The organism is Streptomyces sp. NPDC032822, assembly GCF_055578825.1.
Window position 1 is genome coordinate 124901 of the sequence record NZ_JBVIOL010000015.1, and the last position, 25421, is coordinate 150321.

A 25421-nucleotide genomic window follows, 5' to 3' on the forward strand; every position below is an offset into this window, starting at 1 on the left:
TCTTGCTGTGGCTGGTGTGATCACAGCGTCGGAGCCCTCGTGGATAGCCCCGTTCACCGGGCTGAGCCCACGGCAGTTCGCCAAGTTACTCACTACGCTGCGGCGCGAGGGCGCGGACCCAGTCCGTAAGGGCAGGCCCTGGAGCCTGCCGTTGGAGGACCGGGTGCTGCTGGTCACCGCGTACTGGCGCACGAACCTGACGCTGCGGCAGCTGGCGCTGCTGTTCGGCGTCTCGAAGTCCGCGGCCGACCGCATCATCGGCCACCTGGGGCCGGCGCTCGCGGTGCAGCCCCGTAAGCGGTTCGCTCAGGACACTGTGCTGATCGTGGACGGCACGCTGGTGCCCACGCGTGACCATACGGTTGCCGAGCAGTCCACGAACTATCGGTACTCGACGAACCACCAGGTCGTCATCGACGCCGACACCCGGCTTGTCGTCGCGGTCGGCCGGCCACTGCCGGGCAACCGCAACGACTGCAAGGCATGGGAGTGGTCCGGAGCGAAGGACGCCGTCGGCACCGCCACGGTGATCGCCGACGGCGGCTACCGGGGCACCGGCCTGGTCATCCCGCAACGCCGCGTACCTGGCCAGACCGAACTCCCGGCCTGGAAAGAGGAACACAACGCGTCTCACCGCAAGGTCCGTGCCCGCGTCGAGCACGCCTTTGCCCGGATGAAGACCTGGAAGATCCTCCGCGACTGCCGTCTCAAGGGCGATGGCGTCCAGCATGCGATGCTCGGCATCGCCCGCCTGCACAACCTCGCCCTCGCCGGGTGACGAAGGGGCAGGCAGGTCAACGAACACGTCGTAGATCATTTATGGGACAGCGCTTAGGCCGCTTCTTTCGAATCAGCGGACGGAGCCAGGAGTGAGGTATATGCCGACGTCGGCCCGGTCCAGCCGAGCCAGCCCGGGGTCGGACGTCTATTCCGCAGCCACGATGCGCTCCACTGCGGCCGTCACCAGTTGTTCACGCTCTGCCTCCGTGAAGACGTCCGGCAGGGTGAGCTGTTCAACGATTAGCCAGTTCAGCGTCAGCATGAGCAGCTTGACCGCCGTGCCGTCGCCAGGAAGTCCGGAAGCCTCGTGATAGGCGACGTTGGCGTCGACATCGGCTCGGACCCGCTCAGTGAGGACCTTGCGTAGTTCGGGGCGGCGGGTTGCCTCAAGACGGAGTTCCAGCAGCGCGAGGTATCCGGTGCGGAAGGAGGCGATGCGGCCGACGAGCTCGCGCATCAGTTCTGCGTAGGCCTCCCGGTCGCGGTTTGCCGCCTGCTGACGGGCGATCGTGGCCTCGTCGGGCTGGAGTCGCTCGTAAACCCGCGCGCCGGCCTGAGTGAACAGGTCGTCGCGGCTGGTGAAGTAGTTGGAGGTCGTGCCGGCGGGAACGGTGGCCTCGGCATCCACGGCCCGGAAAGTCAGGCCGCGTGCGCCTTCTCGGGCCAGCACCTCGATCGCCGCGTCAACGAGGGCCGCGCGCCGCTGGTCGTTCCGTCTCACCATTGACACCACTCCGTATGTAGTACTACGTTCCAGCCACTACAAGTAGAGTACTACGTATGGGGAACGTTATGCGAAAGCTCGTGTACTACATCGGCATCTCGCTCGACGGCCGCATCGCCGGTCCCAGTGGTGAGTTTGACTTCTTTCCGCAGGGCGACGAGCAGCAGGCCGCCGCCTACTCGACCTGGGTAAACGCGCTGTACCCGGAGACCATCCCGACCGCTTACCGTGCGGCCGTCGGCGTCGCCGACGCACCCAACCGGCGGTTCGACACCGTGGTCATGGGCCATGGCACCTACCGCCCGGCCCTCGACAACGGGATCACCAGCCCCTACGGGCACCTGCGCCAGTACGTCGTGTCCAGCACCCTCAAGCCGGACACCGACCCAGCAGTCACCATGGTGCCGGGCGACCCGCTCGCCCTCGCCCGCGAACTCAAGAACGAAGCGGGCGCCGGCCTGGACATCTGGCTCTGCGGGGGCGGCCAGCTCGCGGGCACCCTACTGCCCGAGATCGACGAGCTGCTGATCAAGACGTATCCGGTCGTCGCCGGAACCGGAATCGCGGTAGTCGACGGTTCCTTCGACCCCACCGTCTTCGACGTTGCCGAGCGCACCGCCTTCCCTAACGGGGTCACCCTCACTCACCTCACCCGCCGCTAGGAGCGTGAGTCAGTAACGTGCAAGCGACTGGTATCGCGCAGTGTTGAGGGACGGTTCAGGTGCGGGCCAGCGCGGCGGTGATGAAGCGGGCGGCGCGGTCCAGGGCCGCGTCGGCCTCGTCCAGCAGGCCCTCGAAGGCCTGGAAGACGTGAGGGACGTCGGCGGTGATGTCGAGCTGGACGTCGACCCCGGCCGGGGCCGCCCGGACGGCGAACCGGGTGGAGTCGTCCAGCAGGACCTCGTTGGAGCCGGCCTGGAGCAGCAGCGGTGGCAGCCCGGTCAGGTCGGCGTGGAGGGCCGGGCTCAGCAGCGGCTGGTCGGGGTCCTGTCCGGCCAGGTAGTGGGCGAAGACGGTGGTCAGGTCCGCGCGGGTGAAGAGCGGGTCGGCGTCGTGCTTGGTGGTCATGCTCTCGCCCGAGAGGGTGGCGTCCAGGGCCGGGGAGAAGGTGACCGCGGCGGCTGGCATCGGCAGTCCGGCGTCGCGGGCGGTGAGCAGGGTGGTGATGCTGAGGCCGCCGCCGGCCGACTCCCCGGCCAGAACGATCTGCTCGGCCGGAATGCCCTGGTCCAGCAGGTCGCGGTAGGCGGCGAGGCCGTCCTCGACAGCAGCGGGGAAAGGGTGCTCGGGGGCGAGCCGGTAGTCGACCGAGATGGCGCGGACGCCGGTGCGGCGCACCAGCGCGGCGGTGAGTTGCAGGGCCGTGGCGGGCGAGCCGAAGACCCAGCATCCGCCGTGGAAGTAGACCACCGTCCCGGTGGCAGGGCTGCCCTCGGGCTCGACGGTCAGGGCGGGACGCCCGCCGAGGACGGAGGGCGTGACGGTCACCCCGGCCGGGGCCGGGCCCGAGGTCATCTGGGTTTCGAAGTCCTTGCGCAGTTGCTCCGGCGGGAGGCTGCCGTCGAACGGGGCCTGCCGCATCAGGGTGTCGACTGTCGCGCGCTGTGCCTTGCTCATGCGATCCTCCAGATGAGTGCTGTTCTTCACTAGGAACTACATTCCTAGGAATATCATTCCCGCGAATCTGGAGCAGAGTGTGACCGACCTCACTCAGGTGTTCATGGACCTCGTCCGCTACGAGACCAGGCTCTACAACGCGCTGGGCGAACGACTGCGCGCCGAGCACGGTCTGACGATGGGCCAGTTCGAGTTCCTGCGCATCATCGAGAGTCGGGACGACTGCCGGGTCAACGACCTGGCAGAGGAGGCCGCCATCACCGTTGGGGCGACCAGCAAGGGGGTGGACCGCTTGGAGGCCGCCGGCTGGGTGGTCCGGCGACCCAATCCCAGCAACCGCCGCTCGTCCCTGCTGGAGCTGACCCCCGATGGCGGCAAGCTGCTGGCCACTGCCACACCCACTTTCCAGGACGGCCTACGCTCCTGGCTCGCCGATCCGCTGACGGCCGGCTCGCTGGACCAGTTGGCATCCACCGTCGCCCTGCTGCGCAAGACGCTGGAGGATGCTTCAGCGGGAATGCCCGCCGGCTAGAGCGTGTCTCAGCGATGGGCTACCCGCCCATGTTTCGTGATCATTCGTACGGAATGATGGTGGTATGCGTAGTGGCGACGGGTTGTTCGAGGTCGAGCCGGCCGAGAAGAGGCCGTCGCAGGGCCGTGGGGCGGCGGTGGATAAGCGGTTCCGGGCGTTCGACCCGCACCAGGTCCTGCTACTGCCGCCGTCGCTGGACGACTGGCTGCCCCAGGACCATCTGGCCCGCTTCGTCGCCGACCTGGTCGACGACGTACTGGACCTGACGGCGATTCGGGCTGACTACACGGAGAAGCGCGGTTACCCGCCCTACGACCCCAGGCTGATGGTGCGACTGCTGATCTACGGCTACACCACCGGGGTCCGCTCCTCACGGGCGATCGAGCGCAGGTGCGCCGACGACATCGCGTTCCGCTACCTGGCCGCCGACCAGGCCCCGGACTTCCGCTCGATCTCACGGTTCCGCCGCCGCCACCTGGACGCCCTCGCCGACCTGTTCACCCAGTCCCTGCACCTCGCCCAGAAGCTGGGCATGGTCAAGATGGGCCGCGTCGCCCTGGACGGCACCAAACTGGAAGCCAACGCCTCCAAGCACAAGGCGATGAGCTACGGCCGCCTGATCGACAAGGAAGAACGCATCGAGGCCGAGATCGCCGCCCTGGAGGCCCAGGCCGCAACCCTGCTCGCGGACGCCGAGCACCTCGACGCCGCCGAAGACGCCACATTCGGCACCGACGGCAAGGACACCGACCTGCCCGCCGAACTGGACCGCCGCGAGAAGCGCCTGGCCAATCTGCAGGCCGCCCGCGCCCAGATCGAGGCCGACGCAGCCGCCAAGGCACGCGCCCACGCCGAGGACCTCGAACGCCGCCGCCAGGAACGCACCGGCACCAGCGACGAACAAGGCGTCACCGACGCCGGGCACAAGGCCGCCGCGAATGCGCGTCCCAAGCCCAAGGCTCAGGCCAACTTCACCGACCCCGACTCACGGATCATGAAGAATGGCAGAGGCGCCTACATCCAGGCCTACAACGCCCAGGCCGTCGTCGACGCCGAACACCAGGTCATCACCGCCGCCGACGTAATGACCAACGCCTCCGACGCCCTGAACTACACCACCATGCTCGACCAGTCCGCAGCGAACACCGGCGTCCATCCCACGCAGGCCCTGGTCGACGCCGGCTACTGCTCCGAGACCAACCTCCAAGCCGCACAGGAACGCCAACTGGCTTGCGGCACCGACACGTTCATGACCACCGGCCGACTCGCCCACGACGAACAGGTCCCACCCGCACCACGCGGACGCATCCCGGCGAACGCCACGCTCAAGGAACGGATGGCCCGCAAGCTGCGGACCAAGCCCGGCAAGGCCGCCTACAGTCGCCGAAAAGCCATCGTCGAACCCGTCTTCGGACAGATCATGACCTGCCAGAACGGCCGCCAACTCCTCCTGCGCGGCGCGGACGGCGCCCGCGGCGAATGGCGACTGCTCGCCGCCTGCCACAACCTCCGCAAGGCCTTCCGACGCGCCGGAACCACCGGCCTCGCCGCTCTGGCCGCCTGACAGGCCAGGCCTTCCGCCACGCCACCAGGCCCCCACCTGCCGGACACCTGGCCGGCTGGACCCGCCCACAGCCCCACAGACGCCAAGCGACCGACCGCGACCGATCGCACCGATCACGGACAACCGGGCCGCTTGCCCGTTACTGACCCGCGCTCCTAGGTCGGGCGAGGGCAGGGGAACACAACGTCATGGAGTGCTGGCGCAGGCGCCGGTGCTCTAGCGAAGGGGCTGGCCCGCTGCCATGGCTCCTGCACTACGTCGCGAATCGATCCGGGCTGCAGGTGATCGCGATGACCCAACGGGATTGTTCCTCGGTGGGCGAGCCAACCTGCTGCTTGCCGAGGCAATGGTGACCAGCGATGGCAAACCAGAGCTGGTCGACGGCCATCAGGACCACGCCGATGCCCGGTGCGGGCTGCCCGCTGCATGATGAGAGGCGCGAGGGACTGAGGATCATGGTCGTCGACCCTTCAGCGGGGTGCCATCCGGAGTGCACCGTCCATTCGGATCACCTCGCCGTTGATGTAGTCGTGCGCGATGAGCTGGGTCACCAGCAGGGCGAACTCCTCGGGCCTGGCCAAGCGCTGCGGGAAGGGCACGCCTGCCGCGAGCCCGGCACGAAACTCCTCGCTGACGGTGGCGAGCATGGGGGTCTCGACGATGCCCGGTGCGATGGTGTTGACGCGGATGCCGTGCTGGGCGAGGTCCCGGGCTGCCGGGAGCGTCATTGAGACGACGCCGCCCTTCGAGGAGGCGTACGCGCTCTGCCCGATCTGGCCGTCGTAGGCGGCGATCGAGGCCGTGTTGATCACGACCCCGCGCTGGCCGTGCTCGAGTTCGGCGTTTCGCGTCATCTCCTCGGCCGCCAGCGCCAGCACTGTGAAGGTGCCGACCAGGTTGACCGACACCACCTTCGCGAAGAGGTCGAAGTCGTGGACCCCGGCTCGCCCGACAATGCGGGCCGAGGGGCCGATCCCGGCACAGTTGACCGCGATCCGCAGCGGGGCGGCGGTGGCGGCCTCAGCCACCGCGCGGCGTACCTGGATCGCGTCCGTGACATCGGTCGAGAGGTGGGTCACGCCGTCGACGGGCTCGACGCCGTCGAAGGCGAGGTCCAGCGCGACGACGTGTGCCCCGGCGTCGGCCAGTGCGCGAGCGGTCGCTGCTCCTAGCCCCGACGCTGCGCCGGTGACGATCGCGGAGGTGCCGTCGATGTCCATCTGTTGCTCCTGGGTTCTGTGTGCGTGAGCGGCGGGTGGTTCAATTCGCGAGAAAGACGCATTGCCAATAGATGGTAGTGCATGTAACCGTGGGCCCATGAAGTCGACGAGACGATCGAGGCCTTGGCCCAACCGGAGGTTGCCGTGATCGAAGCGTTCAGCGAGACATATGCCGAGGCGCGTCGACGGTTCCTCGACCTGGTGACCGAGCGCGGCGCGCAGCTTGAGTCGGTACCGCACCCGACCGAGCGCGGTGCCGACGGCGAGGAGCTGGCCATCGACGTGGCCACGTTCGGTGATCCCGAGGCCGCCAAGACCTTTCTCGTTGTCTCGGGTACCCATGGCCAGGAGGGCTTCCTCGGCTCGGCCCTCCAGCTCGAACTGCTCCGCCACCTCGAGATCCCGGACGGGGTCAACATCGTGGTGCTGCATGCGCTGAATCCGTGGGGCTACTCGCACCACTCGCGCACCGACGAGGACAACATCGACCTCAATCGCAACTTCCTCGACCACGACACCCCGTTTCCTCCCAACGACCTCTATCGCGAGCTGTTTCCGACGCTGTGCCCCGAAGACTGGACAGAGGAGACGAGCGACTGGAGCGGTGACCTCGACGAGCTGGTGCGCGTCCATGGGCCGCAGCAGATGATCACCGCCCTCTCGGGTGGACAGGCTGTCGAGCCGACCGGCATCACCTACGTCGGGGATCGCCCGGCCTGGTCGCACACGGTCGTCGCCGAGCTCCTGCCGCGCGTGCTGGCCCACGCCGAGAAGGTCGCCTTCATCGAGTGGCACACCGGCATCGGCGAGTGGGGCGAGCTCGCGCACATCTGCAGCCTGCCGGTCGGCTCGCCGGGCCACGAGCGGGTGGTGGACTGGCTGGGGGAGTCGGCCCGCACCAGCTTCTCCTCCTCCGCCCGGATGTCGGAGGGGCACACCCCGTCCTACACCGGATTCTTCTCCGCCTGGTTGCCTAGCACCGCGCCCTGGGCGGAGTGGTCCGGACTCCTGATCGAGGTCGGCACCTACGACAACCTGACCGTGCTCAACACCGTGCGCATCGACCGGTGGTTGAAGTACGCCACCGGGCGGACCTACACCTCACGCGAGGAGATGCTGGACCTGATGATGGAAGGGCTCAACCCTGCTGCGCCGGCCTGGCGCGAGGCCGCGATGACCAACGGGCTCGAGGCCCAGAAGCGCATGCTGGAAGGGCTGGCTCGATGGTGACGGACCGACACTTCGAGCACCTCAACGACCTGCTTGTCCGCGCGCTGCGAACGCACTCGGACAAGGTGCTCGTCGTCGAGTCCGACGGCACGAATTGGACCGGGGCGCAGCTCGAGGTCGCCATTGCGCGGTGCGCCGCAGTGCTGGACGGACTCGACCTCCGGTCCGGCGACCGGGTCGCGCTGCTCTCCGGCAACCGCATCGAGGTGCTCTTCGTCCAGCAGGCCGTCGCCGCACTGGGCGCCGTCTTCGTTCCGTTGCACCCCTTGGGCAGCCCCGCCGACTTCGCGCGCATCCTCGACGACGCCGCCGCAACCCACGTGGTCGTGGACGGCGCGCGGATCGACGAGATCACCGAGGCTGTGAAGACCGCCGGCAGCAGCGCGCAGGTCCTGAGAATCGGGGGTGGAGGAGCAGACGACCTGCAGGTGCTCATGGAGGCCGAGAACGCGACCGTGCTCGAGCCGCGTCCAACCGACCCGGAGGCGATCTGCCGCAGCGTCTACACCGGCGGCACCACCGGGGTGCCCAAGGCGAGCCAAGTCAGCTTCCGCAGCATGTCGACCATGTATGGCATTCAGCTCGTCGACTGGCAGTGGCCAGACGAGATCCGCAACCTGCTGGTCGCGCCACTCAGCCATGCGGGCGGGGTCAACTTCGTGCCGACGATCGCACAGGGCGGCACCCTCTACATCCAGCAGTCCTTCGACGCGGGCGAGTTCCTGGCCGCGGTCGAACGGCACCGCATCACGTGTGCCCTGCTCGTGCCGACGATGATCAGCGCGATCCTCGATCACCCGCGGCTTCGCGAGTACGACACCTCCAGCCTCGCCACGCTGTTCTACGGCGCCTCACCGATCTCGCCGCAGCGCCTCAGGGAAGCTATCGCCTGGTTTGGGCCGATCTTCTTCCAGTTCTACGGCCAGGCCGAAGCGCCGACCACTGTATGCGTGATGCGGCGCGAGGAGCACGACGTCACCTCCGACGAGCGTATGGCTTCCTGCGGGCGGCCAGTCGCCGAGGCTGACGTGCGGCTCGTCGACCACGACGACGAGGAGGTGCCCGACGGTCAGCCGGGTGAGCTGTGCGTGCGCGGCCCACTGCTGATGAGCGGCTACCTCAACCGGCCCGAGGACACGGCCCAGGTGATGCGCGGCGGTTGGGTCCACACCGGGGACGTGGCAGTGCGCGACCCTGACGGTTTCCTGCGCATCGTCGACCGGGCAAAGGACCTCGTCATCACCGGCGGGTTCAATGTCTACCCCCGCAACGTCGAGGACGCCCTCGAGGAACATCCCGCCGTAGCCGCAGCCGCGGTCTTCGGAGCCCCCGACGACTACTGGGGCGAGATCCTCGTGGCGGTGGTCGAGTTGCGCGACACCAGCGTCACGGTCGATGACCTCAAGGCGCACGTGCGCGAGCGTAAAGGCCCGGTGCAGACGCCCAAGCGGATCGAGATCGTTGAACGTATCCCGCTGACTCAGGTCGGCAAGAGGGACAAGAAGGCGCTCAAAGGCGCCTTCTTGGAGCGGGCATCACCCGAAACGAGCGGAGACACACGATGAGCACGACGACGCACGGGCTGCGCGAGGAGCTCACCCGACTGATGGAGGAGCGCCAGATCCCCGGGCTGCAGGCCGCGGTGCTCCGCGACGGCGCGGTGGTCGCCTCGGAGACGCTCGGCTCGGCCAACCTCGAGCACGACGTCGCGGTGACCCGGGAGTCGGTGTTCTCCATCAACTCCATGGCCAAGGCGTTCACCGGGATCGCCCTGATGCAGCTGGTCGAGTCCGGGGACCTCGACCTGGACGCCCCGGTCTCGCGCTACCTCGACGCGCTGCCCAAAGCCTGGCAGCCGATCACGATCCGACAGCTCGCCACCCTCACCTCCGGGCTGCCGGAGATCATGGCCTACGGCGCAGACAGCTCCGTCGGGCTGGTCGCAGCGGACGAGGAAGCGGCATGGGCCGTCGTGCACGCCGCACCTATGGAGTTCGAGCCCGGCCGCGGCTACAACTACGTCCAGACCAACTACGCCCTGCTCGGCAAGGTCATCGACCGGCTGAGCGGGAAGCCGTTCGTCGACTTCATCACCGAGCGCCAGTTCGACGTCGCCGGGATGACCCACACGCGCTACGCCAACGACCACGACCTCATCCCTCACCGTGCCGACACCTACATGAGTATTGACGCCACAGGTGAGCCCACCGGCAGCATCGACAAGAGCCGCCTGGACTGGCCGCACCTGCTCCGCACCGCTGCGGGACTCCACAGCACCGCCGACGACCTGGCCGCCTGGATGTCCGCCCTCGAGAGCGGTGCGCTGCTCTCCACGGCCAGTCGCGACACTATGTGGACACCGGTCCCTGGCCATGACGGCGGCCCTGGCTTCTGGGGGATCGGCTGGCTCGTCTTCGAGCGACCTCAGGGTCTCGTCCCGGCCCCGGGGGGTGGCGGGAAGGCTCAGATCGCCCGCTATCCCGACGGGCTGACACTGATCGTACTCACCAACCTGCTCGGCGCGTTCCCCGAGCACGTCGCGGTCGCCCACGGCAAACCGATCGACCTCGTTTACATGGACAACCTCCTCCCGTACTGCCCGCACCGACGCCAGGACGGATAGGTTGTCGCAGTGGATTTGGATCGCGACCTCATAGAAGCCACGCAACGGGAGTTTCAGCGCCGTGGTGCCCGTTCCCATCGCCAGCTCGCCGTCTCCCTTGAGGTGGAGCGGATCAACCGTCTCGTCCAAGTGGCCGCCCAGCCCGCGCTCGCTGCCGAGGGCCTGACCTTCGCCGGCTGGCAGGCGCTGACTGCACTGAGCTTTCATCCCGCCAAGCAGATGGCGACAGCCAAGCTGGCACTGCGTGTCGGGGCTCACCCGACCACTATCACCCGCACCGTCGACCGGCTCGAGCGCAGCAAGCTTGTCCGGCGGACACAGGGCAGCGACCGGCGCGTCACCGTCGTCGCCCTGCTCCCGGCCGGCGAGGCCGCCCAGGAGGCCGTCGCCACGTCGTTCGACAGCGGCGAGTTCGGGCTCGGCGGAGTTCCGGCGGAATCGCTGGACGAGCTCGCAGCCATGCTCCGACAGGTCAGGTTGCTCGTCGAAGGGCGGATGGACGCCTCCGATTGAACCGCACGGGTCTGCCTGACCCGTGATCGCCTGGGGTCGGATGGAAGGTCGTCCCCCGACCGCTGTGATCCGCACCGTCGACCGGCTCGAGCGCAGCAAGCTTGTCCGGCGGACACAGGCAGCGACCGGCGCGTCACCGACATCACCGTCTACACCCTGCTCCTGCGGGTGAGGCCCTTCCAGGAGGCCGTCGCCACGTCGCTCGACAGCGGCGAGTTCGGGCTCGGCGGAGTTCCGGCGGAATCGCTGGACGAGTTCGCAGTCAGGCTCCGGTAGGCCCGAGTGCCGTCGAGGCGGGCATCACCGGTCCCGGCTGATCCGATCGCCCGGTTGTACGCGGACGTCGGGGCCACGGTCGACCGGCCCGGCTTCCCGCGTCGGACTCGCGCGCCCGGCGGCAATCCGTCGGAGTGGTGACCGTCGGCGTTCGGACAGTCGCGCCCGAGGAGAAGAGCCTGAGGGGGCGATGTCCTGCATCCCGCGTGGGGGAGAGCGCCGGGATGTTTGATGTTTTACCAACTAATGGCTTACCGATAGCTGGTAGTGCATGTAATCCTGACACGCGCCGCCACCCTTGATGGGTCGACGGCATTCAGGGCAAATTGGACCATCTGCCCCTCCGGGAGCGCACATGACTGCTCAGCGCCTGACGCTGTTCCTCGCGCGACGCCTCGGCGCGTTGCTCGTGATGGTGACGATCCTGTCGTTCGTCATCTACTCGCTGCTCTACATCGCGCCGGGCAGCCCGGTCGACATCCTCCTGGGATCCCAGCCGCGAACGCCCGAGACCGTGCGGTTGCTCAACGAGCGCTACCACCTCGACGAGCCGTTCCTGACCCAATACGGGATCTGGGCGAAGGGGGCTTTGCACTTCGACTTCGGCACCTCGATCCAGACCACGCTCCCGGTCAGGGAAGAAATCAGCTCCCGGCTTCCGGTCTCGCTGTTCCTCGGCGTCTTCGCCTTCGCGCTCACCATGATCATCGGCGTCGGGCTCGGAATGGTGGCGGCCCTTCGTCGAAAGACCGCCGTCGACCGCGGGATCGTCGGGGCAACCGTCGTGGCATTGAGCACGCCGGCGTTCGTCAGCGGCGTCCTGCTGCTGTTCCTCTTCGCCATCCTCGTGCCGATCTTCCCCGCCACCGGCGCTGGTGAGGGGTTCGCCGATCAGGTGTGGCACCTGACGCTGCCGGCCGTGGCACTCGCGCTGACGGTGTCGGCGTTCGTGCTCAAACACACGCGGGCGGCACTGATCGGTGTCATCGACCAGGACTACGTGACGTTCGCTCGTGCCCGTGGGCTGAGCTCGACGCGGATCATGCTCACCTACGTCCTGCGCAACGCTCTCATTCCCATCGTCACCATCAGCGGACTGGTGCTTGGCGCGTTGATCACCAGCGCGTTTCTGGTCGAGGTGACGTTCTCACTGCCCGGCATCGGGACCCTGCTCGTCGACGCCGCCATCAACAAGGACCTCCCCATGATCCAAGGCGTCGCCATCGTGATCGCCGTGGTCATCATGCTGGCCAACCTGCTTGCGGACCTGCTCTACATGGCAGTCGACCCCCGCATCCGACTCGGAAGGAACGCGGGATGAGCCTCCCCCTGGACACCGGCAAGAGCCGGTTGCGCCGCCGCACCCGCGCCTCGTGGTCCGTCATCCTGTGCGTGGTCGTGATCGTGGTCGTCGCGCTGCTGGCGCTGCTGGGTCACCTGATCGCCCCCCAGGACCCCAGTGCGCAGATGACGTCACTGGGCATGTCGGGCCCAAGCGCTGACCACTGGCTGGGCACCGACCAGCTCGGCCGCGACATCTTCTCCAGGCTGATCGTCGGCGGCCGGACGGCCTTCGTCGGCCCGCTGATCATCGCGGCATGCTCGCTGGTCATCGGAGACCTCCTGGGACTCGTCGCGGGCTACTACGGCAGATGGGTCGACTCGCTCATCATGCGCTGGGTCGACCTCATGTGGTCCATCCCCTCGCTGCTGGTCGTCATCGTCGTCGCCGGCGCCTTCGGCGGAGGCTACTGGCTCGCGATCGGCCTGCTGATCGTCCTGGTCATCCCGATGGACGTCCGCGTCGTCCGGGGTGCCGCACTCGAACAAGCACCTCGCCCCTACGTCGAGTCCGCCAAGACCGTCGGCGTGTCGAACTTCCGGATCCTCGTCTCGCACATCTGGCCCAACGTCGCCCCGGTCGCCGTCGCGAACGCGTTCCTCATCTTCGCCACCGCGCTGGTGTCGCTGTCCGGGCTCTCGTTTCTCGGCCTCGGCGTGAACCCCGGCACCCCGGACTGGGGGCTCATGCTCGCCGAGAACCTCAGTCTCCTCTTCGTCAGCCCAGTCGCGGCCTTGGCGCCCGGCGTGATGATCGTCCTCACCGCAGCGTCGATGAACGTCGTCGGGGACTGGATCTACGAGCGGCTCTCCGAGCGAGGAGCTTCGCGATGACGCGGACAGACAGCGCCGGGACCACGGCCGAAGCCAACACCACGACGCCGAACCCACAGATCGCGGAGACCGCCATGGGAACCGACCTGTCAGCAGGGCCCGCGACCACGCCACTTCTGAACGTGTCCGGCCTGACGGTCATGCACAAGACGTCGGCTCACACCTCCACCGTGGTGTCCGGGGTCGACTTGACCATCGCCGCCGGCGAGATGATCGCCGTGGTCGGGGAGAGCGGCAGCGGCAAGTCGGTGACCGCGAAAGCGATCATGGGCCTGCTCCCGCAAGGGCTCCACGCGAGCGGCACCATCGCCTTCGACGGCAAGAACCTGATGGACATGGGTCCCCGCCAGCGTCGAGCCATGCGCGGCAACGCCATCGGGATGATCCTCCAAGACCCTTTCACCATGCTGAACCCGGTGATGCGGGTCGGACGCATCCTGGTCGAGTCGCTCCCGCCCGAGCTCGCCCGGCGTCCACGCGCAGAGAAGCGGCAGGAAGCCGTCCGACGACTGGCCGAGGTCGGCATCGACGACCCCTCCGTGGTCGACCGTTACCCTTTCCAGCTCTCGGGCGGCATGCGTCAGCGGGTGGCCATCGCCGCTGCACTGGCGTGTGATCCCGAGATCCTGATCGCCGATGAGCCTTCCACCGCACTCGACGTCACCACCCAGCACGAGATCCTGTCGCTGATCAAGGACCTCCAGCGTTCCAGGGGCATGGGCGTCATGCTCATCACCCACGACCTCAGACTGGCCTTCGGAACCTGCGACCGGGTCCACGTCTTCTACGCAGGTTCGCTCCTCGAGGTCGCCCCCTCGGCCGACCTCGAGCACGAACCGCTTCACCCGTACAGCCACGGGCTGCTCCTGTCCGAGCCCCCGGCCGACCGCAAGCTTCGCGAGATGCTCTCCATCCCGGGATCGGTGCCTGCGCCTGACGACGTGGCCGACGGGTGTGCCTTCGCGCCTCGCTGCCGCTGGGCGACTGATGTCTGCACGGAGTCGGCGCCCGAGCTCGTGAGCGTGGGTGGGGGCCGTTGGTCGCGATGCGTGCGTCTTGCGGACATCCGGGACGAGATGGTCGAGATCCGCTCCCGCGTCGAGGCAGGGGTCGACGAGCCCCCCACGCCGGACCAAACTCGCGACCAGCTGGTCCAGGTCCGCGACGTCGTCAAGCAGTTCGACAACGGCAAGGGGGGTGTCCGTGCCGTCGACGGGGTGTCGATCAACATCGCGGCGGGGCAGAGCGTCGGCATCGTTGGTGAGTCGGGCAGCGGCAAGACGACGCTGGCCCGGATGCTCATCGGGCTCGAGACCGCGTCCGGTGGCGAGATCGAGATCGATGGTGTGTCGGCCACGGACTGGTCGGCGCTGAGCAGGCGTGACGCGCGCCGCCTGCGCGGCACCGTGCAGATGGTCTTCCAGGACCCGTACTCGAGCCTGAACCCGATGCGCACCATCGGATGGACGCTGCAGGAGGCGATCCGGACCCACGACCCCAAGGCAGCCGACATATCGGCGCAGGTGGGAGACCTGCTCGAGACGGTTGGTCTGCCCGCGAGCTACGCCCAGCGCAAGCCGGTGGCCCTGTCCGGCGGTGAGCGTCAGCGCGTCGCCATCGGACGAGCACTCGCTGCCCGACCACAGCTCCTGATCTGCGACGAGTCCGTGTCGGCGCTGGACATGTCGGTCCAGGCGCAGATCCTCAACCTCTTCGGGAAGCTGCGCGAGGAACGGGGCATCGGCTACCTCTTCATCACCCACGACCTCGCCATCGTCCGCCAGGTCGCTGACTACATCTACGTGATGCATCGCGGCCGTGTGGTCGAGCACGGGCCCACGGGCGACGTGCTGGACCGACCGAAGGCCCCGTACACACGCAAGCTCATCGACTCCGTGCCTCGATCCGACGGCTGGGCCTCGTGATGGCCCGTCGGGACGACGGCGCAGGACCAGAACACCCAAGAACTCGGGGACGGCACGAAGCGGAACGCGACGTCAACGCGGTTTCCACCCAGCAGACAAACGACAGACCAGGCGAGGATGCTCATGCGTAGACAACACGGTGCGATCGCGGTCGCAGTGATCATGGCGATGACAGGGCTGAGTGCCTGCAGCTCAGTTTCTTCCCCGTCCGCAGCCGGCGACGGCGGCGTCCTTCGGGTCGGCTTGGTGGGCAGCACGAGCACGCTCGACATCGTCGACTCCCAGATAGCGCCGCTCCTGACGGGCGCCAGCCTGGAAAGCCTCGTTCGGCTCAAGCCGGACGGCAGCCTCGAGCCCCGCCTGGCAGAGAGCGTCGAGAACCCGAGCCCGACGGAGTACGTGTACAAGATCCGCAAGGGTGTGAAGTTCTGGGACGGCCAGGAGCTGACGGCCGACGACGTGGCCTTCTCGCTGGACCGCTACCGGGATCCTGCGTCCTACACGTCCGCCAAGTACCGAACCGTCGACACGATCAAGGCCACCGACAAGTACACGGTGACCGTGACCCTGAAGTCCCCGGACTCTAACTGGCCGACCCAGGCGTCGATGTTCTCCTCCCAGATCTTCCAGAAGAAGTTCTACGAAGCCCACGAGAAGGACTTCGGCAACCCCGGCACCCTCCTGATGGGTACCGGACCCTACGAGACCGTCAAGCTGGACCCGACCACCGGCGCAGAGTTCAGGGCCAACCCCACCTACTGGGACGGCAAGGTCAAGTTCAAGACGATGGACGTAAAGTTCTTCGACAACGAGACCAATGCCGCGATCGCGCTGCGCGGCAAGTCGGTCGACATGGTCCCCAACCTCGCCAACGCCGCGTCGTTCAAGTCGACCTCGAAGGCCAAGATCGTCAGCGGCACCAGCTGCTCCATCGGCTTCATCGGCATGAACACCCAGTCAGGACCATGGGCGGACGTGAACGTTCGTCGCGCCGTCGCCTACGCGCTTGACCGCTCAGCGTTCGTGGATGACGTCGACGGTCGCGCCGAGGCCATCACCACCTTCATCCCCCCGAGCTCGCTGGAGACGATCGCCTCGAAGGACGAGGTCGACTCGATGATCAAGTCGCTGCCGCAGTACCCCTACGACCTCGACAAGGCGAAGGCGGAGCTGGCCAAGTCGGGCTACCCCAACGGTTTCTCGGCCGAGCTCCCGACCACCGACTTCTCCAACGATGTGACCGGCTCGCAGATCTTCGCCGCCCAGATGGCCAAGATCGGCATCAAGCTGACGGTCAAGAACCAGACCATCACGGCGTGGGTCTCCGGCCTCAGCGCAGCGGCCAAGAAGCGACCGACGGTGTACACCGCGGGCGGGGGCTGCACGCCGACCCCGGGGTACATGCCGTCGTACTGGTTGGGATCGTCGGGCCTGGTCAACGGCGGCAGCAACCTCGCCGCCTACGCACCCGAGAAGGTGGACAGCATCATCCAGAAGGCGTCGAAAGCGGACACCCCGGAGGCACAGTTCGCCGCCTACACCGAACTGCTCACGCAACTGGGCACGGACGTCCCGTACCTCCCGATCATGGCGCTCAAGGCCAGCCTCGGCATCGCTCCGGGCTTCACGTGGTCGGGGTACTCCTCCCCGTGGTGGAACGGTCCGTGGCCGCTCGACATCTCCCGCACGAGCTGACAGCCGCACGACGAGAAAGGCGTAGAGATGAGTAAAACCGCACCGTTCGTCTTCGACGACGCAGTCGTCATCGACGCGGTCTGCGAGTTCGACTACTGGCGCACCCACCTGGACGAGTGGCTCAAGGGCGGCACGACCGTGTGCGTGCTCACAGTCTCGGCGCTCGGCGCTGCGCGGGAGGCACTGTTCGCCTTCGGCAGATGCTTCGAGTTCATCCGCAACACCCCGCGGATGCGACTGGCAACCTCGGTCGACGAGATCCGTGCGGCCAAGGCCGCGGGCGAGATGGCCGTGGTCTTCCACTTCCAAGGCACCCGGCCCTTCGAGTACGAGCCTTCGCTCATCGAGGCCTACTACCGGATGGGTCTGCGGATCGTGCAGGTCTCCTACAACCGGCGCGGCATCATGTGCGACGGGTGCGAGGAGCCGCAGGACGCCGGACTCAGCAAGCTGGGCGAGGAGATGCTCGCCGAGCTGAACCGGCTCGGCATCCTGGTCGACGTCAGCCACACCGGATGGCGCTCGGCGCTTGAGGTCATCGAGGCGTCAACTGCCCCGGTCATCGCCTCGCACTCGAACGCCTATGCCGTGCACCCGAGCACGCGCAACATCCCCGACGAGGTCATCAAGGCCATCGCCGAAAGCGGGGGAGTCATCGGCATGAACGGCCTGCCGTTCTTCGTCGCGACCGACACGGCTCCCACGCTCGACCAGTTCATCGACCACATGGTCCACGTGGACAGCCTGGTCGGCACCGGTCACGTGGGCCTGGGCATCGACTACTGCCGCGGCAGTCAGGTCGACGACAACGCGACGCTGACGATGGAACAGTACGAGGGCCTCATCAAGGCCCAGGTCTGGCGTCGCGAAACCTACGCACCCCCGCCGTTCTACTTCCCCGAGGGTCTGGGCCAAGGGGGCCCGAGCGGCTTCCCCAAGCTCGCCGAGCGGATGCTCGAGCGCGGCTACAGCGGCGACGAGGTCCGCGGCGTCCTCGGCGAGAACTGGCTGCGGGTCTACGGCCAGGTCTGGTCCTGAGCTGACCGCGCGCGCCGGGCACGTCATACCCGGTGCGCGCAGGATCCCCCAAGTGCCGGCGACACCCCTGACGGATGAGCGCCCGAGCAACGGGCTGCCTCCGCGCAGCAACTTCAACCGATTGGAACCCTCATGACCCGTGTCGCCATCGTCGCTGGTGTCCGCACCCCCATAGCGAAGAAGGACAAGGCCTACCGCGACGTCCACCCCGTCGACCTGCTTGCGACGTCGTTCAGTGGCGCCCTCGCTGCCGCTGGGATCGATCCTGCGAACGTCGACATGGGCCTGGCCGGTGCCACCGGGCAGGTAGGGGGCCAGGCGCAGAACATCGGCCGCAACGCCTGGCTGTCGTCTGGCCTGCCGATGACCGTGCCCATCGCAACGCTCGACGCGCAGTGCCCCTCGAGTCAGCTGGCCACCCACCTCGGCGTCGCCTCGATCATGGCCGGGGACGCATCGGTCGTCATCACGGGAGGCGTGGAGTCCCTGACCCGGGTGCCCACCGGCATCGCGGGAACGTTGGGTGAAGACGGCCCGATCTCGCAGAGCCTGCGCGCGCACTGGGACATGCCGCACCAGGGCGAGGCCGCCGAGCGTGCCGCCGACAAGTACGGCATCACCCGCGAAGCGTGCGACGAGTACGGCGTCCGCTCGCACCTCGCCGCGCACGCGGCGTGGGAACGCGGCGCTTTCGACAACGAGACCGTTCACATCACGGTCGACGGCACCGTCCTGCTGAACCGCGACGAGGGCATCAGGCCGGACTCCAGCATCGAGAAGGCCGGGAAGCTGCCATCGGTCTACCGGCCTGACGGTGTGAACAACGCAGCCAACTCCAGCCAGCTCTCCGACGGCAGCGCCGCGATGATCCTCGCCTCTGAAGAGGCCTGCGCCCGCCTCGGCCTGAGCCCACTCGCCTGGATCCGGTCGACCACCTTCGTGGGCAACGACCCCGACATCATCTTCGACGGCCCCAACGACGCGACCGCCAAGATCCTCCACCGCACCGGGCTCACCCTCGACGATATGAGGCTCATCGACGTCCACGAGGCTTACGCGGTCCCGGTCCTGATCTGGCAGGAGCACTTCGGCGTGAGCCTCGACCGGGTCAACCTCGACGGCGGCGCCATCAGCATCGGCCACCCGTTCGGCGCGACGGGAGCCCGGCAGTTGCTCCACCTCGCCCATGCTCTGCGCGCCGCCGGTGGGGGCATCGGCCTCTCCACGATGTGCGGCGGCGGCGGAATCGCTACCGCCACCGTCATCGAGTCGATTTAGGAGTACTCGTGACCACCTCGCTCGACCTCGACATCTCGCACTTCGACCCTGAGGTCCACGCCGCCATAGCGTCGGAGCTGGACCGCCAGCAGAACACCCTCGAGATGATCGCGTCGGAGAACTTCGCACCCGTCGCCGTGATGCAGGCCCAGGGCTCGGTCCTGACCAACAAGTACGCCGAGGGCTACCCCGGCCGCCGTTACTACGGCACGCCGTCTCCCGGTTCCTGGTCGAGCACGGCAGCGACATCCTCGACAACCAGCAGTTCGGAGACCGCAGCGACGGCCATCGACGAGTCCGGCTACCACGGCGACCAACTCCAAGGCCACGACCGCCAAAATTGGCCCGGTTCAGGCAGACCCGGCCGGCCTGGTGCTGCAGACGGTCTCCGGATTCACCGCTATCGCCCGCTCCGAAGCAACTGCCAACAAGCCGCCCTCAAGGGGCTTGACGAGGCCGGACCCGATTCCGGGCCCGCAGGAAGGGCGATCCTCCACAACGCGGCCCTGGCCGTGCAGGTCCAACGAGCCGACAGCAGGGGAGCGGCCCCCGACCGGGCCCGGGCGCTCGCTGGCTAGTAGTGCTTCGTTAGGTTCTGGTTCTGCTGGTTTTGAGGGGGCGACCGCAGGTGCTGCAGGTGCCGGTCCAGCACCTCAGCAGGTCTTGGAGTGCGTCGAGGGTCTGGTAGAGGCTCGGGGAGGTGCCTCGACTTTTGGGTCGAGCCTGCGGAGGGTGAGGAATGCCTGCGCGGCGGTGACGAGGGTGACGTGGTGGTGCCAGCCGCGCCAGGTTCGGCCTTCGAAGTGGTCGAGCCCCAGGCCGTGTTTGAGCTCGCGGTAGTCATGTTCGATCCGCCAGCGCATCTTCGCCCACCGCACCAGGTCAGCGGTCGGCGTGTCAGACACCCCATGTCGTTTGAGGTCAAGGGGTGGGGGTGTGGGCGTCGCCCACTGAACATCAGCACCCCCGCAACTCGCCGCCGAAGAAGTCTGGCCGCACCGGAACCGGAATCAGGTGGGCCCGCAGCCCGCTACGAGCCACCCCGTGCTTTCTGCGGCCGGCTTCCCACCACAGGACCAGCAAGGTGGCAGGTCCACTACCCAGCCGGTAGGCAGCGCCACTCAGGAAATCGTCCCGGACGTCGTCGCCGGCGCGCTTCGGCGGGGCTCCTGAGGTGCCTTCAGGCTCCGATATGTGGGAGTGCACGTAGGATTTGCGCTGTTCCAGGGTAGCGCATGCTGGTCAGACGGAGGTGTGCGTCCAGGTTGCCGTCCACGACGCCGGACAAGAGGGATTCGAATGGCTTTTGGGGTGCGTGGATGAATGTGTCGACGATGCGGCTGTATCGCGTGATGGCCGTGTCAATTGCGGTATGCAGTTCGCCTGGAGACCGGGTGTGGAAGAGGACCCAGTTGGATGTCACGTAGGCGTTAGCGGCTCCTTTCCGTACTTCCTCCTCATCCTTGGTGATGGACGCTAGATCGTTGACCAGGTAGATTGCCTCCACCGCGAGCTCGTTGAACTCGTGTGCTTCGGACCCGGGGGTGGGAACGGGCAGGCCGCGGACAGTGCGGCAGCAGGTGATGTACGGCAGGTTGCCGATGGTCTGCCGCCGCAGGGTATGGAATTGCTCCTCGGTCATGGTGCGGACATCGTGCTGGGCTTCCGTGGCAATGGCGGAGCAGAAGTCCGCAAGCTCAGTCGTGAACTGCTGGGTGTCCAGGCCCCGCTTGTTCATCTCATCCAGCAGCGCATGGCACAGGACGCCGCACTCACCACTCGCCGCCGGGCGACCACTGCGCAGCTGCTGCTCCAGATTGGCCAGTTGGTCCGTCGGACCGTCATCCACGCACAGGAAGAAGACGATGTACTTCCCGCCGAGCAGGCTCTCGTCCAGGGTCGCATCGGATGGTGCGCCACAAGTCTCGAAGGTGGCCGCAACGTAGGCCGTCTGGGCATGCCAGGCGGCGCCTTGCCTGCAAGAGCACAGCCGGAGGGACCAGGCGAGCAGTTCCCGAGTGAGATCACGGTGCCGCTGATTGATCATGCGGTACGGAGCGAGCAGACCGGTACTCATCGCGGCTCCTCGGATTGGGTCAGTGCCTTACTGGTCTGGCAGGTGTGTGCAAGGGCGGCGGCATGGCGTGGTGGGTTGTGGGGGTGCAGGGCTGCGAGGGCGAAGAGAGTGGTCAGCTGTGGCGAGCCGAAGTACAGGGGCGCACGACCGAGGCGGTAGTAGGGGCGGGCGGGCCAGGACCCATCCGGTCGTTGGTGGCGTACGAGAGCGGCGCGCCGTTCGTCTTGTCCGTGTGTGTGGGCAAGGTTGTTGGCCGCGATGGTTCGCAGGGCCACCTGGAGTGGATCATCCGCTGCCTCCTGGGTGGTGAGGTATGCCTCGCGCTGGACGAGGGCGGTCCGCAAGGCGTCGGTGAGTGGGGCGGTGTGTGCGGTGGTGTGCAGGCACAGGCGCGATGCCGCGTGGAGGAAGGCGTCGGGTGAGGGGTAGTAGCGCGTTCCGTGCCGGTAGCGTCCGGAGTTGAGATGCTCTCTGACGTAGTCCAGGGTGGCTGCCATGGTCCGGTGGCAATTCTCGGTGAGCGCTGATGGCGTGGCCAGGCTCATGGTGTGCAGGACATTGGCGCAGACGACGGGGTCGTGCTTGCGTCCCCTGGGTGTGGCGCCCGGCTCGGCCCCATCGTCCCAGTAGACCATTACAACCCCGGGATGCAGGCCGGGGCGACGGCCCTTTTCGGCGACTCCCGTTGCGGGCGGGGCGGCTGCGTCGCCCAGTTCCCGCACGACGGCATGCAGCCTGTGCCGGGGCATGGCGCCATGCGCTGACAGGCCACTGGCGGCGTGAGCCGTACAGTCCGTATCGGCGGCGAATTGGCCGACGGCCGGGAAGAACCGGAACCTGTGCCGCCAGCGACTGCTGTCGACCTGCCGGACCAGCGCAGCACCAGCCGTGGGACTCAGGCAAACTGCCGGCAGCACTGACAAGGCGAGCATGGCCGAGAACGCCTCGCCTGCCGGATTGAACCCGAGGTCGACGCCGAACTGTCGCAGCACGCGCGCGCGGGCCTCGGTACCTGAGCAGCAATGATGGAAGAGAGGGTCGTTGGCAAGCTGGGCAGCCGGCATACCCCTGCCTTCGACCTGGTGGGAGAGGTAGCTCAGCCCCCGCTCGATTGCCTCTTCGGCCTTGTCCCGGCCGTTCACGTGGTGCCCGTCTGGCCGTCAGGGGCGGTCAGTTGCCGGGGTACGGCGAAGCATTGTGACTCATGGGCGGTTTCGAGGGTGTCGACGTTCGTGTAGTCGTGTGCGGCCAGCTGGGTGAGTACCCCTTCAATGAGGATTTGCGGGACGAAGGCACCGGCGGTGACACCGACTGTGCTCACGCCGGGCAGCCAGGCGACGTCGATCTCTTCTGGGTGATCGATGAGGTGGGTGCCGGCGGCGCCAGCGGCCAGAGCGACCTCGCCGAGGCGGACGGAGTTGGAGGAGTTGAGGGAGCCGACGACGATGACCAGCGCGTCACGCGGAGAGTGGAACACCCGGTGCAGGGCCAGGGGCAACTCCACCACGCCCAGGTTCGGCCCCAGGTGCCCGCCCGCCGCACACACCTTCTCGATCAGGAACTCGCGGATCCGTGTGGCCAGAGCGGGGAGTTCACCGGCCGGTATGGCCCGTACCGCCTGCGGCTCGGTCAGGTCGGCCGAGATGGGCCGGGTGGGCGTGGCGGCAGTCATCGGGATCTTCCTTCGCCGGGGACCGGGGTGGTGTGGCCAGAACCAACCCGGCGTGCTGTGCCCGCAGTTGGAGGCGGACGGGAGCCGGGTACAACAAGTGCACCGCCCCCAGCCCCGGGCCGCACAGAGGGCTGAGACGGTGGATGCGCTGCAACCGATGCAACATTGCGCGCTTGTGAAATGCGGGCGGGGGCGGTCCGGCAGACCGGAGCCAGGGAGGGAAGAGATGCCCCGAACGCCCAACACCCGCCTGCGGACCCTGCTGGCGGAGGCAGACTGGAACGGCGCCCAACTTGCCGCGGCTTTGCGGCAGATGGCCGCCGAACACGGGCAGCGGCTGGCCTGTGACCGGTCGATGGTCTCGCGCTGGCTGTCGGGGACCATACCCCGGCCGCCCGTGCCGGCCCTACTGCTGGAGGTGCTGTCGCGGCGGCTCCAGCGGCCCGTCGGCCCGGTGGAGGCGGGCCTGTCCCGCGCCCCGTCCGAAGCGCTCGAGCTGTCCTGGGAGGCTGACCCGTTGCGCCGACTGTCCGCACTCACGAGCGCCGACCTCGACCCCGCTCGGCGTCAGCTGCTGGGCGTCGGGGTGTTCAGCCTGGCCGCCCTGGCCATGCCCGCCTCCCGGCAGCCGCGCGAGAATCCCCTCACCGGGCAGTCACCGGGCTCATCCCTTGCGAGAGGCCGCGTGGGGCGGGCGGAGGCAGAGCAGATGCAGACCATGGCCCGCGTCTTCGCCGAGGCCGCCGAGGCTCACGGGCCTGGCCACGTACGCACAGCGCTGGCCGCCTACCTCGGCCATGACGTGACCGGGTACCTGCAGGCCCCCGCCACCGAGGACCTGCATCGCCGCCTGCTGTCCGGGGCCGCTCAGCTGACCGTGCTGCTCGGCACCATGTGCGCCGGCAGCGGCGCGGACGCACTGGCCCAGCACTACCACCGCACCGCCGCCCAGTTGGCGGCCGAGGGCGGCGATACCGCCACCTTCGCCATCGCGCTGCGTACCATGTCCGCGCACGCCTACGACCTGGGCCACCACACCCCCGCCGTCCTCGACCTCGCGCAGCGCGCCGCCGACAGCACTCGCGCCGCCGCCCCGATCGTCGCCGCCTACGCCCAGGCCCACCTGGCGGTCATGCAGGCCCACCACGACAAGCACGCCGCCCTGGCCGCCCTGGCGGCCTCCGAACGCCTCTACGACCAGGCGCACAGCGCCGCCCCGGGGCCCTTCACCCACTATCCGGCCGGCGCCCTGCACTATCAACGTGCCCAGACCCTGGCCGTCCTCGGTGACCCGGCCGGCGCCACCGGTGCGCTGACCGCCTCCCTGCGCCTACGCACCCCCGCCGAACGCCAGGCCCGCACCCTCACCAGGGCCCGCCTCGCCGAAACCCTCTTCGCCCAAGGACACCTCGATGCCGCCCTCACTCACTGGCAGACGTTCCTCGACGAGGCCCCGACCCTGCACTCCACGCGGGTGACGCGCCGCCTTCAGGACATGCGCCGTCTCCTCCACCCCCACCGCCGCCACCACGGCACCGCGCAGCTCCTGACCCACGCCGCCGCCCTCCGCTGAGACGCCGGACGGCACGGCGGCAACGAACGTGCCGGCTGCCTGATCAGCAGGTTCAGCGGGCACCGGACCCGGGATGCCGAAGACGTGATCGAATGGATCTTGCATGACCGGAAACCTGCCTGCCTCCGGACGTCCGCCGAGGCAGACGCACCGGGCCGGACAGCTGATTCATGCGGAAGGCGGCACGCCCATGACGGCGGGCAGGAGGGGCAGACAGGCGGATGTCCTGGCCCTGACCGACCTGCGCGGGCGTACGTCTGGAGCACAACCAAAGAACCTCTGTGAGGTCCGTCATTCCAGGCTGGGAAGTGATCTCCCAGAGACCGGGAAGCGATCTTCGACTGCCCAGGACCATGCTGGTCAGCCCCACCCGTGAACACCCCGGAAGGGGAGGAAGTCAAAGTCACCAGGGGACACACCTGCCGACCGGGGCGACGGCTGTACCCACGTGTCGCCGATCGGCGGTCAGGAGGCGACCAGGTCCTTCAAGGTCTCGGAGAAGGCCCAGTTGGAGTGCACGATGAGCCACTGGTCGTCGACGAGGCGGTAGCCGTGCGTGGCGTTCCAGGCACGCAGCAGCTTCTCGTTGCCGTCCTCGTCGAGCACGTAGGTCTTGAGGTTGTAGCCCATGACCGCGAAGTCACCGCTGTCGCCGACGTGCACCTGCGGGTTGAGGTACTCGCTGCGCACGATGTTCGGGTTGGAGTAGATGGACGACAGCCACGCGACGGTCTTCTCCTTGCCGACGACGATGTCCTTGAGGATCGGGTCGAAGTAGCTCACCTCGTCCGCGAACCCGTCCAGGTAGCCGCCCGGGTCGCCGACGCTGAAGCGCTCGTTGTACGACTTCTCCAGCTCGATGATGGTCTTGCTGGTTTCTTCCTTGCTGACGCCCATGGCGCTTCCTTT

23 protein-coding genes and 2 pseudogenes are annotated in these 25421 nt (G+C 67.8%); 16 read left to right on the plus strand and 9 right to left on the minus strand.

The window, feature by feature from the left end; translation table 11 throughout:
- Positions 1–7: 7 nt before the first annotated feature.
- Positions 8–778, plus strand: a complete 771-nt coding sequence (locus tag ACZ5VD_RS33385; protein WP_468684342.1) for a transposase — start codon at positions 8–10, stop codon at positions 776–778.
- 147 nt (positions 779–925) lie between these two features.
- On the opposite strand, the gene ACZ5VD_RS33390 is transcribed toward ACZ5VD_RS33385, so the two are convergent.
- On the minus strand, positions 926–1504 hold the full coding sequence (locus tag ACZ5VD_RS33390) for a TetR/AcrR family transcriptional regulator (RefSeq protein WP_468553285.1): 579 nt from the start codon (positions 1502–1504) through the stop codon (positions 926–928).
- 68 nt (positions 1505–1572) lie between these two features.
- Here ACZ5VD_RS33390 and ACZ5VD_RS33395 point away from each other — a divergent pair, with 68 nt between their 5' ends.
- Positions 1573–2166 carry a dihydrofolate reductase family protein gene (locus ACZ5VD_RS33395; protein WP_468684343.1) on the plus strand — a complete coding sequence of 198 codons (594 nt, stop codon included), beginning with the start codon at positions 1573–1575 and terminating at the stop codon, positions 2164–2166.
- A 55-nt stretch (positions 2167–2221) separates the two neighbouring features.
- Here ACZ5VD_RS33395 and ACZ5VD_RS33400 read toward each other — a convergent pair whose 3' ends face one another.
- Entirely contained in the window at positions 2222–3121 is a 900-nt protein-coding gene (locus tag ACZ5VD_RS33400; RefSeq protein WP_468553283.1) for an alpha/beta hydrolase, read from the minus strand.
- A gap of 79 nt (positions 3122–3200) precedes the next feature.
- Here ACZ5VD_RS33400 and ACZ5VD_RS33405 point away from each other — a divergent pair, with 79 nt between their 5' ends.
- Together ACZ5VD_RS33405 and ACZ5VD_RS33410 are read left to right on the plus strand one after the other, a co-directional pair.
- Positions 3201–3653: a MarR family winged helix-turn-helix transcriptional regulator gene (locus ACZ5VD_RS33405; protein WP_468553282.1), complete on the plus strand. Its 453-nt coding sequence runs from the start codon at positions 3201–3203 to the stop codon at positions 3651–3653.
- Between the two features lie 136 nt (positions 3654–3789).
- A complete protein-coding gene (locus tag ACZ5VD_RS33410; protein ID WP_468684404.1) occupies positions 3790–5217 on the plus strand; it encodes an IS1182 family transposase in 1428 nt (475 codons plus the stop codon).
- A gap of 253 nt (positions 5218–5470) precedes the next feature.
- Here the strand turns inward: ACZ5VD_RS33410 and ACZ5VD_RS33415 are convergent, their stop codons facing one another.
- Both ACZ5VD_RS33415 and ACZ5VD_RS33420 read right to left on the minus strand, forming a co-directional pair.
- Complete coding sequence (locus ACZ5VD_RS33415) at positions 5471–5674, minus strand: hypothetical protein (protein ID WP_468553281.1); 204 nt, start codon at positions 5672–5674, stop codon at positions 5471–5473.
- A 13-nt stretch (positions 5675–5687) separates the two neighbouring features.
- Positions 5688–6437, minus strand: coding sequence for an SDR family NAD(P)-dependent oxidoreductase (locus ACZ5VD_RS33420; RefSeq protein ID WP_468553280.1), 750 nt, complete (start codon positions 6435–6437; stop codon positions 5688–5690).
- A gap of 144 nt (positions 6438–6581) precedes the next feature.
- Here ACZ5VD_RS33420 and ACZ5VD_RS33425 point away from each other — a divergent pair, with 144 nt between their 5' ends.
- From ACZ5VD_RS33425 to ACZ5VD_RS33475, 11 genes and pseudogenes are all read left to right on the plus strand, one after another.
- Positions 6582–7667 carry a DUF2817 domain-containing protein gene (locus ACZ5VD_RS33425; RefSeq protein WP_468553279.1) on the plus strand — a complete coding sequence of 362 codons (1086 nt, stop codon included), beginning with the start codon at positions 6582–6584 and terminating at the stop codon, positions 7665–7667.
- A complete protein-coding gene (locus ACZ5VD_RS33430; RefSeq protein ID WP_468684344.1) occupies positions 7661–9232 on the plus strand; it encodes an AMP-binding protein in 1572 nt (523 codons plus the stop codon). Before ACZ5VD_RS33425 ends, ACZ5VD_RS33430 begins: the two co-directional genes overlap by 7 nt.
- Positions 9229–10290, plus strand: a complete 1062-nt coding sequence (locus ACZ5VD_RS33435; RefSeq protein ID WP_468684346.1) for a serine hydrolase domain-containing protein — start codon at positions 9229–9231, stop codon at positions 10288–10290. The genes ACZ5VD_RS33430 and ACZ5VD_RS33435 overlap by 4 nt, the downstream gene beginning before the upstream one ends.
- 9 nt (positions 10291–10299) lie before the next feature.
- Positions 10300–10803, plus strand: coding sequence for a MarR family winged helix-turn-helix transcriptional regulator (locus ACZ5VD_RS33440; protein WP_468553276.1), 504 nt, complete (start codon positions 10300–10302; stop codon positions 10801–10803).
- 631 nt (positions 10804–11434) lie between these two features.
- Positions 11435–12400 carry an ABC transporter permease gene (locus ACZ5VD_RS33445; protein WP_468553275.1) on the plus strand — a complete coding sequence of 322 codons (966 nt, stop codon included), beginning with the start codon at positions 11435–11437 and terminating at the stop codon, positions 12398–12400.
- On the plus strand, positions 12397–13254 hold the full coding sequence (locus ACZ5VD_RS33450) for an ABC transporter permease (protein WP_468684348.1): 858 nt from the start codon (positions 12397–12399) through the stop codon (positions 13252–13254). Before ACZ5VD_RS33445 ends, ACZ5VD_RS33450 begins: the two co-directional genes overlap by 4 nt.
- Entirely contained in the window at positions 13251–15179 is a 1929-nt protein-coding gene (locus tag ACZ5VD_RS33455) for a dipeptide ABC transporter ATP-binding protein (protein ID WP_468553273.1), read from the plus strand. The genes ACZ5VD_RS33450 and ACZ5VD_RS33455 overlap by 4 nt, the downstream gene beginning before the upstream one ends.
- A gap of 246 nt (positions 15180–15425) precedes the next feature.
- Complete coding sequence (locus ACZ5VD_RS33460) at positions 15426–16874, plus strand: ABC transporter substrate-binding protein (RefSeq protein ID WP_468553272.1); 1449 nt, start codon at positions 15426–15428, stop codon at positions 16872–16874.
- A gap of 27 nt (positions 16875–16901) precedes the next feature.
- Positions 16902–17912, plus strand: a complete 1011-nt coding sequence (locus ACZ5VD_RS33465; RefSeq protein WP_468553271.1) for a dipeptidase — start codon at positions 16902–16904, stop codon at positions 17910–17912.
- 132 nt (positions 17913–18044) lie between these two features.
- A complete protein-coding gene (locus tag ACZ5VD_RS33470; protein WP_468684350.1) occupies positions 18045–19190 on the plus strand; it encodes a thiolase family protein in 1146 nt (381 codons plus the stop codon).
- Positions 19191–19222: 32 nt separating this feature from the next.
- Positions 19223–19399, plus strand: a pseudogene (locus tag ACZ5VD_RS33475) (serine hydroxymethyltransferase); the annotation flags it as partial.
- A 444-nt stretch (positions 19400–19843) separates the two neighbouring features.
- On the opposite strand, the pseudogene ACZ5VD_RS33480 reads toward ACZ5VD_RS33475, so the two are convergent.
- The 4 genes and pseudogenes from ACZ5VD_RS33480 to ACZ5VD_RS33495 all read right to left on the minus strand — a co-directional run.
- Positions 19844–20089, minus strand: a pseudogene (locus ACZ5VD_RS33480) (transposase); the annotation flags it as partial.
- A 281-nt stretch (positions 20090–20370) separates the two neighbouring features.
- Positions 20371–21267 (minus strand): terpene synthase family protein, encoded by an 897-nt coding sequence (locus tag ACZ5VD_RS33485; RefSeq protein ID WP_468553269.1) that lies wholly within the window; start codon positions 21265–21267, stop codon positions 20371–20373.
- The gene (locus ACZ5VD_RS33490; RefSeq protein WP_468553268.1) at positions 21264–22409 is read right to left on the minus strand and encodes a hypothetical protein; all 1146 of its coding nucleotides are present in this window, start codon (positions 22407–22409) and stop codon (positions 21264–21266) included. The genes ACZ5VD_RS33485 and ACZ5VD_RS33490 overlap by 4 nt, the downstream gene beginning before the upstream one ends.
- Entirely contained in the window at positions 22406–22939 is a 534-nt protein-coding gene (locus ACZ5VD_RS33495) for a 1-deoxy-D-xylulose-5-phosphate synthase N-terminal domain-containing protein (RefSeq protein ID WP_468684352.1), read from the minus strand. Before ACZ5VD_RS33495 ends, ACZ5VD_RS33490 begins: the two co-directional genes overlap by 4 nt.
- A gap of 226 nt (positions 22940–23165) precedes the next feature.
- Here ACZ5VD_RS33495 and ACZ5VD_RS33500 point away from each other — a divergent pair, with 226 nt between their 5' ends.
- Positions 23166–24512, plus strand: coding sequence for a hypothetical protein (locus ACZ5VD_RS33500; RefSeq protein ID WP_468684353.1), 1347 nt, complete (start codon positions 23166–23168; stop codon positions 24510–24512).
- Between the two features lie 465 nt (positions 24513–24977).
- Here ACZ5VD_RS33500 and ACZ5VD_RS33505 read toward each other — a convergent pair whose 3' ends face one another.
- Complete coding sequence (locus tag ACZ5VD_RS33505; RefSeq protein WP_468684355.1) at positions 24978–25409, minus strand: YybH family protein; 432 nt, start codon at positions 25407–25409, stop codon at positions 24978–24980.
- Positions 25410–25421 lie beyond the last annotated feature (12 nt).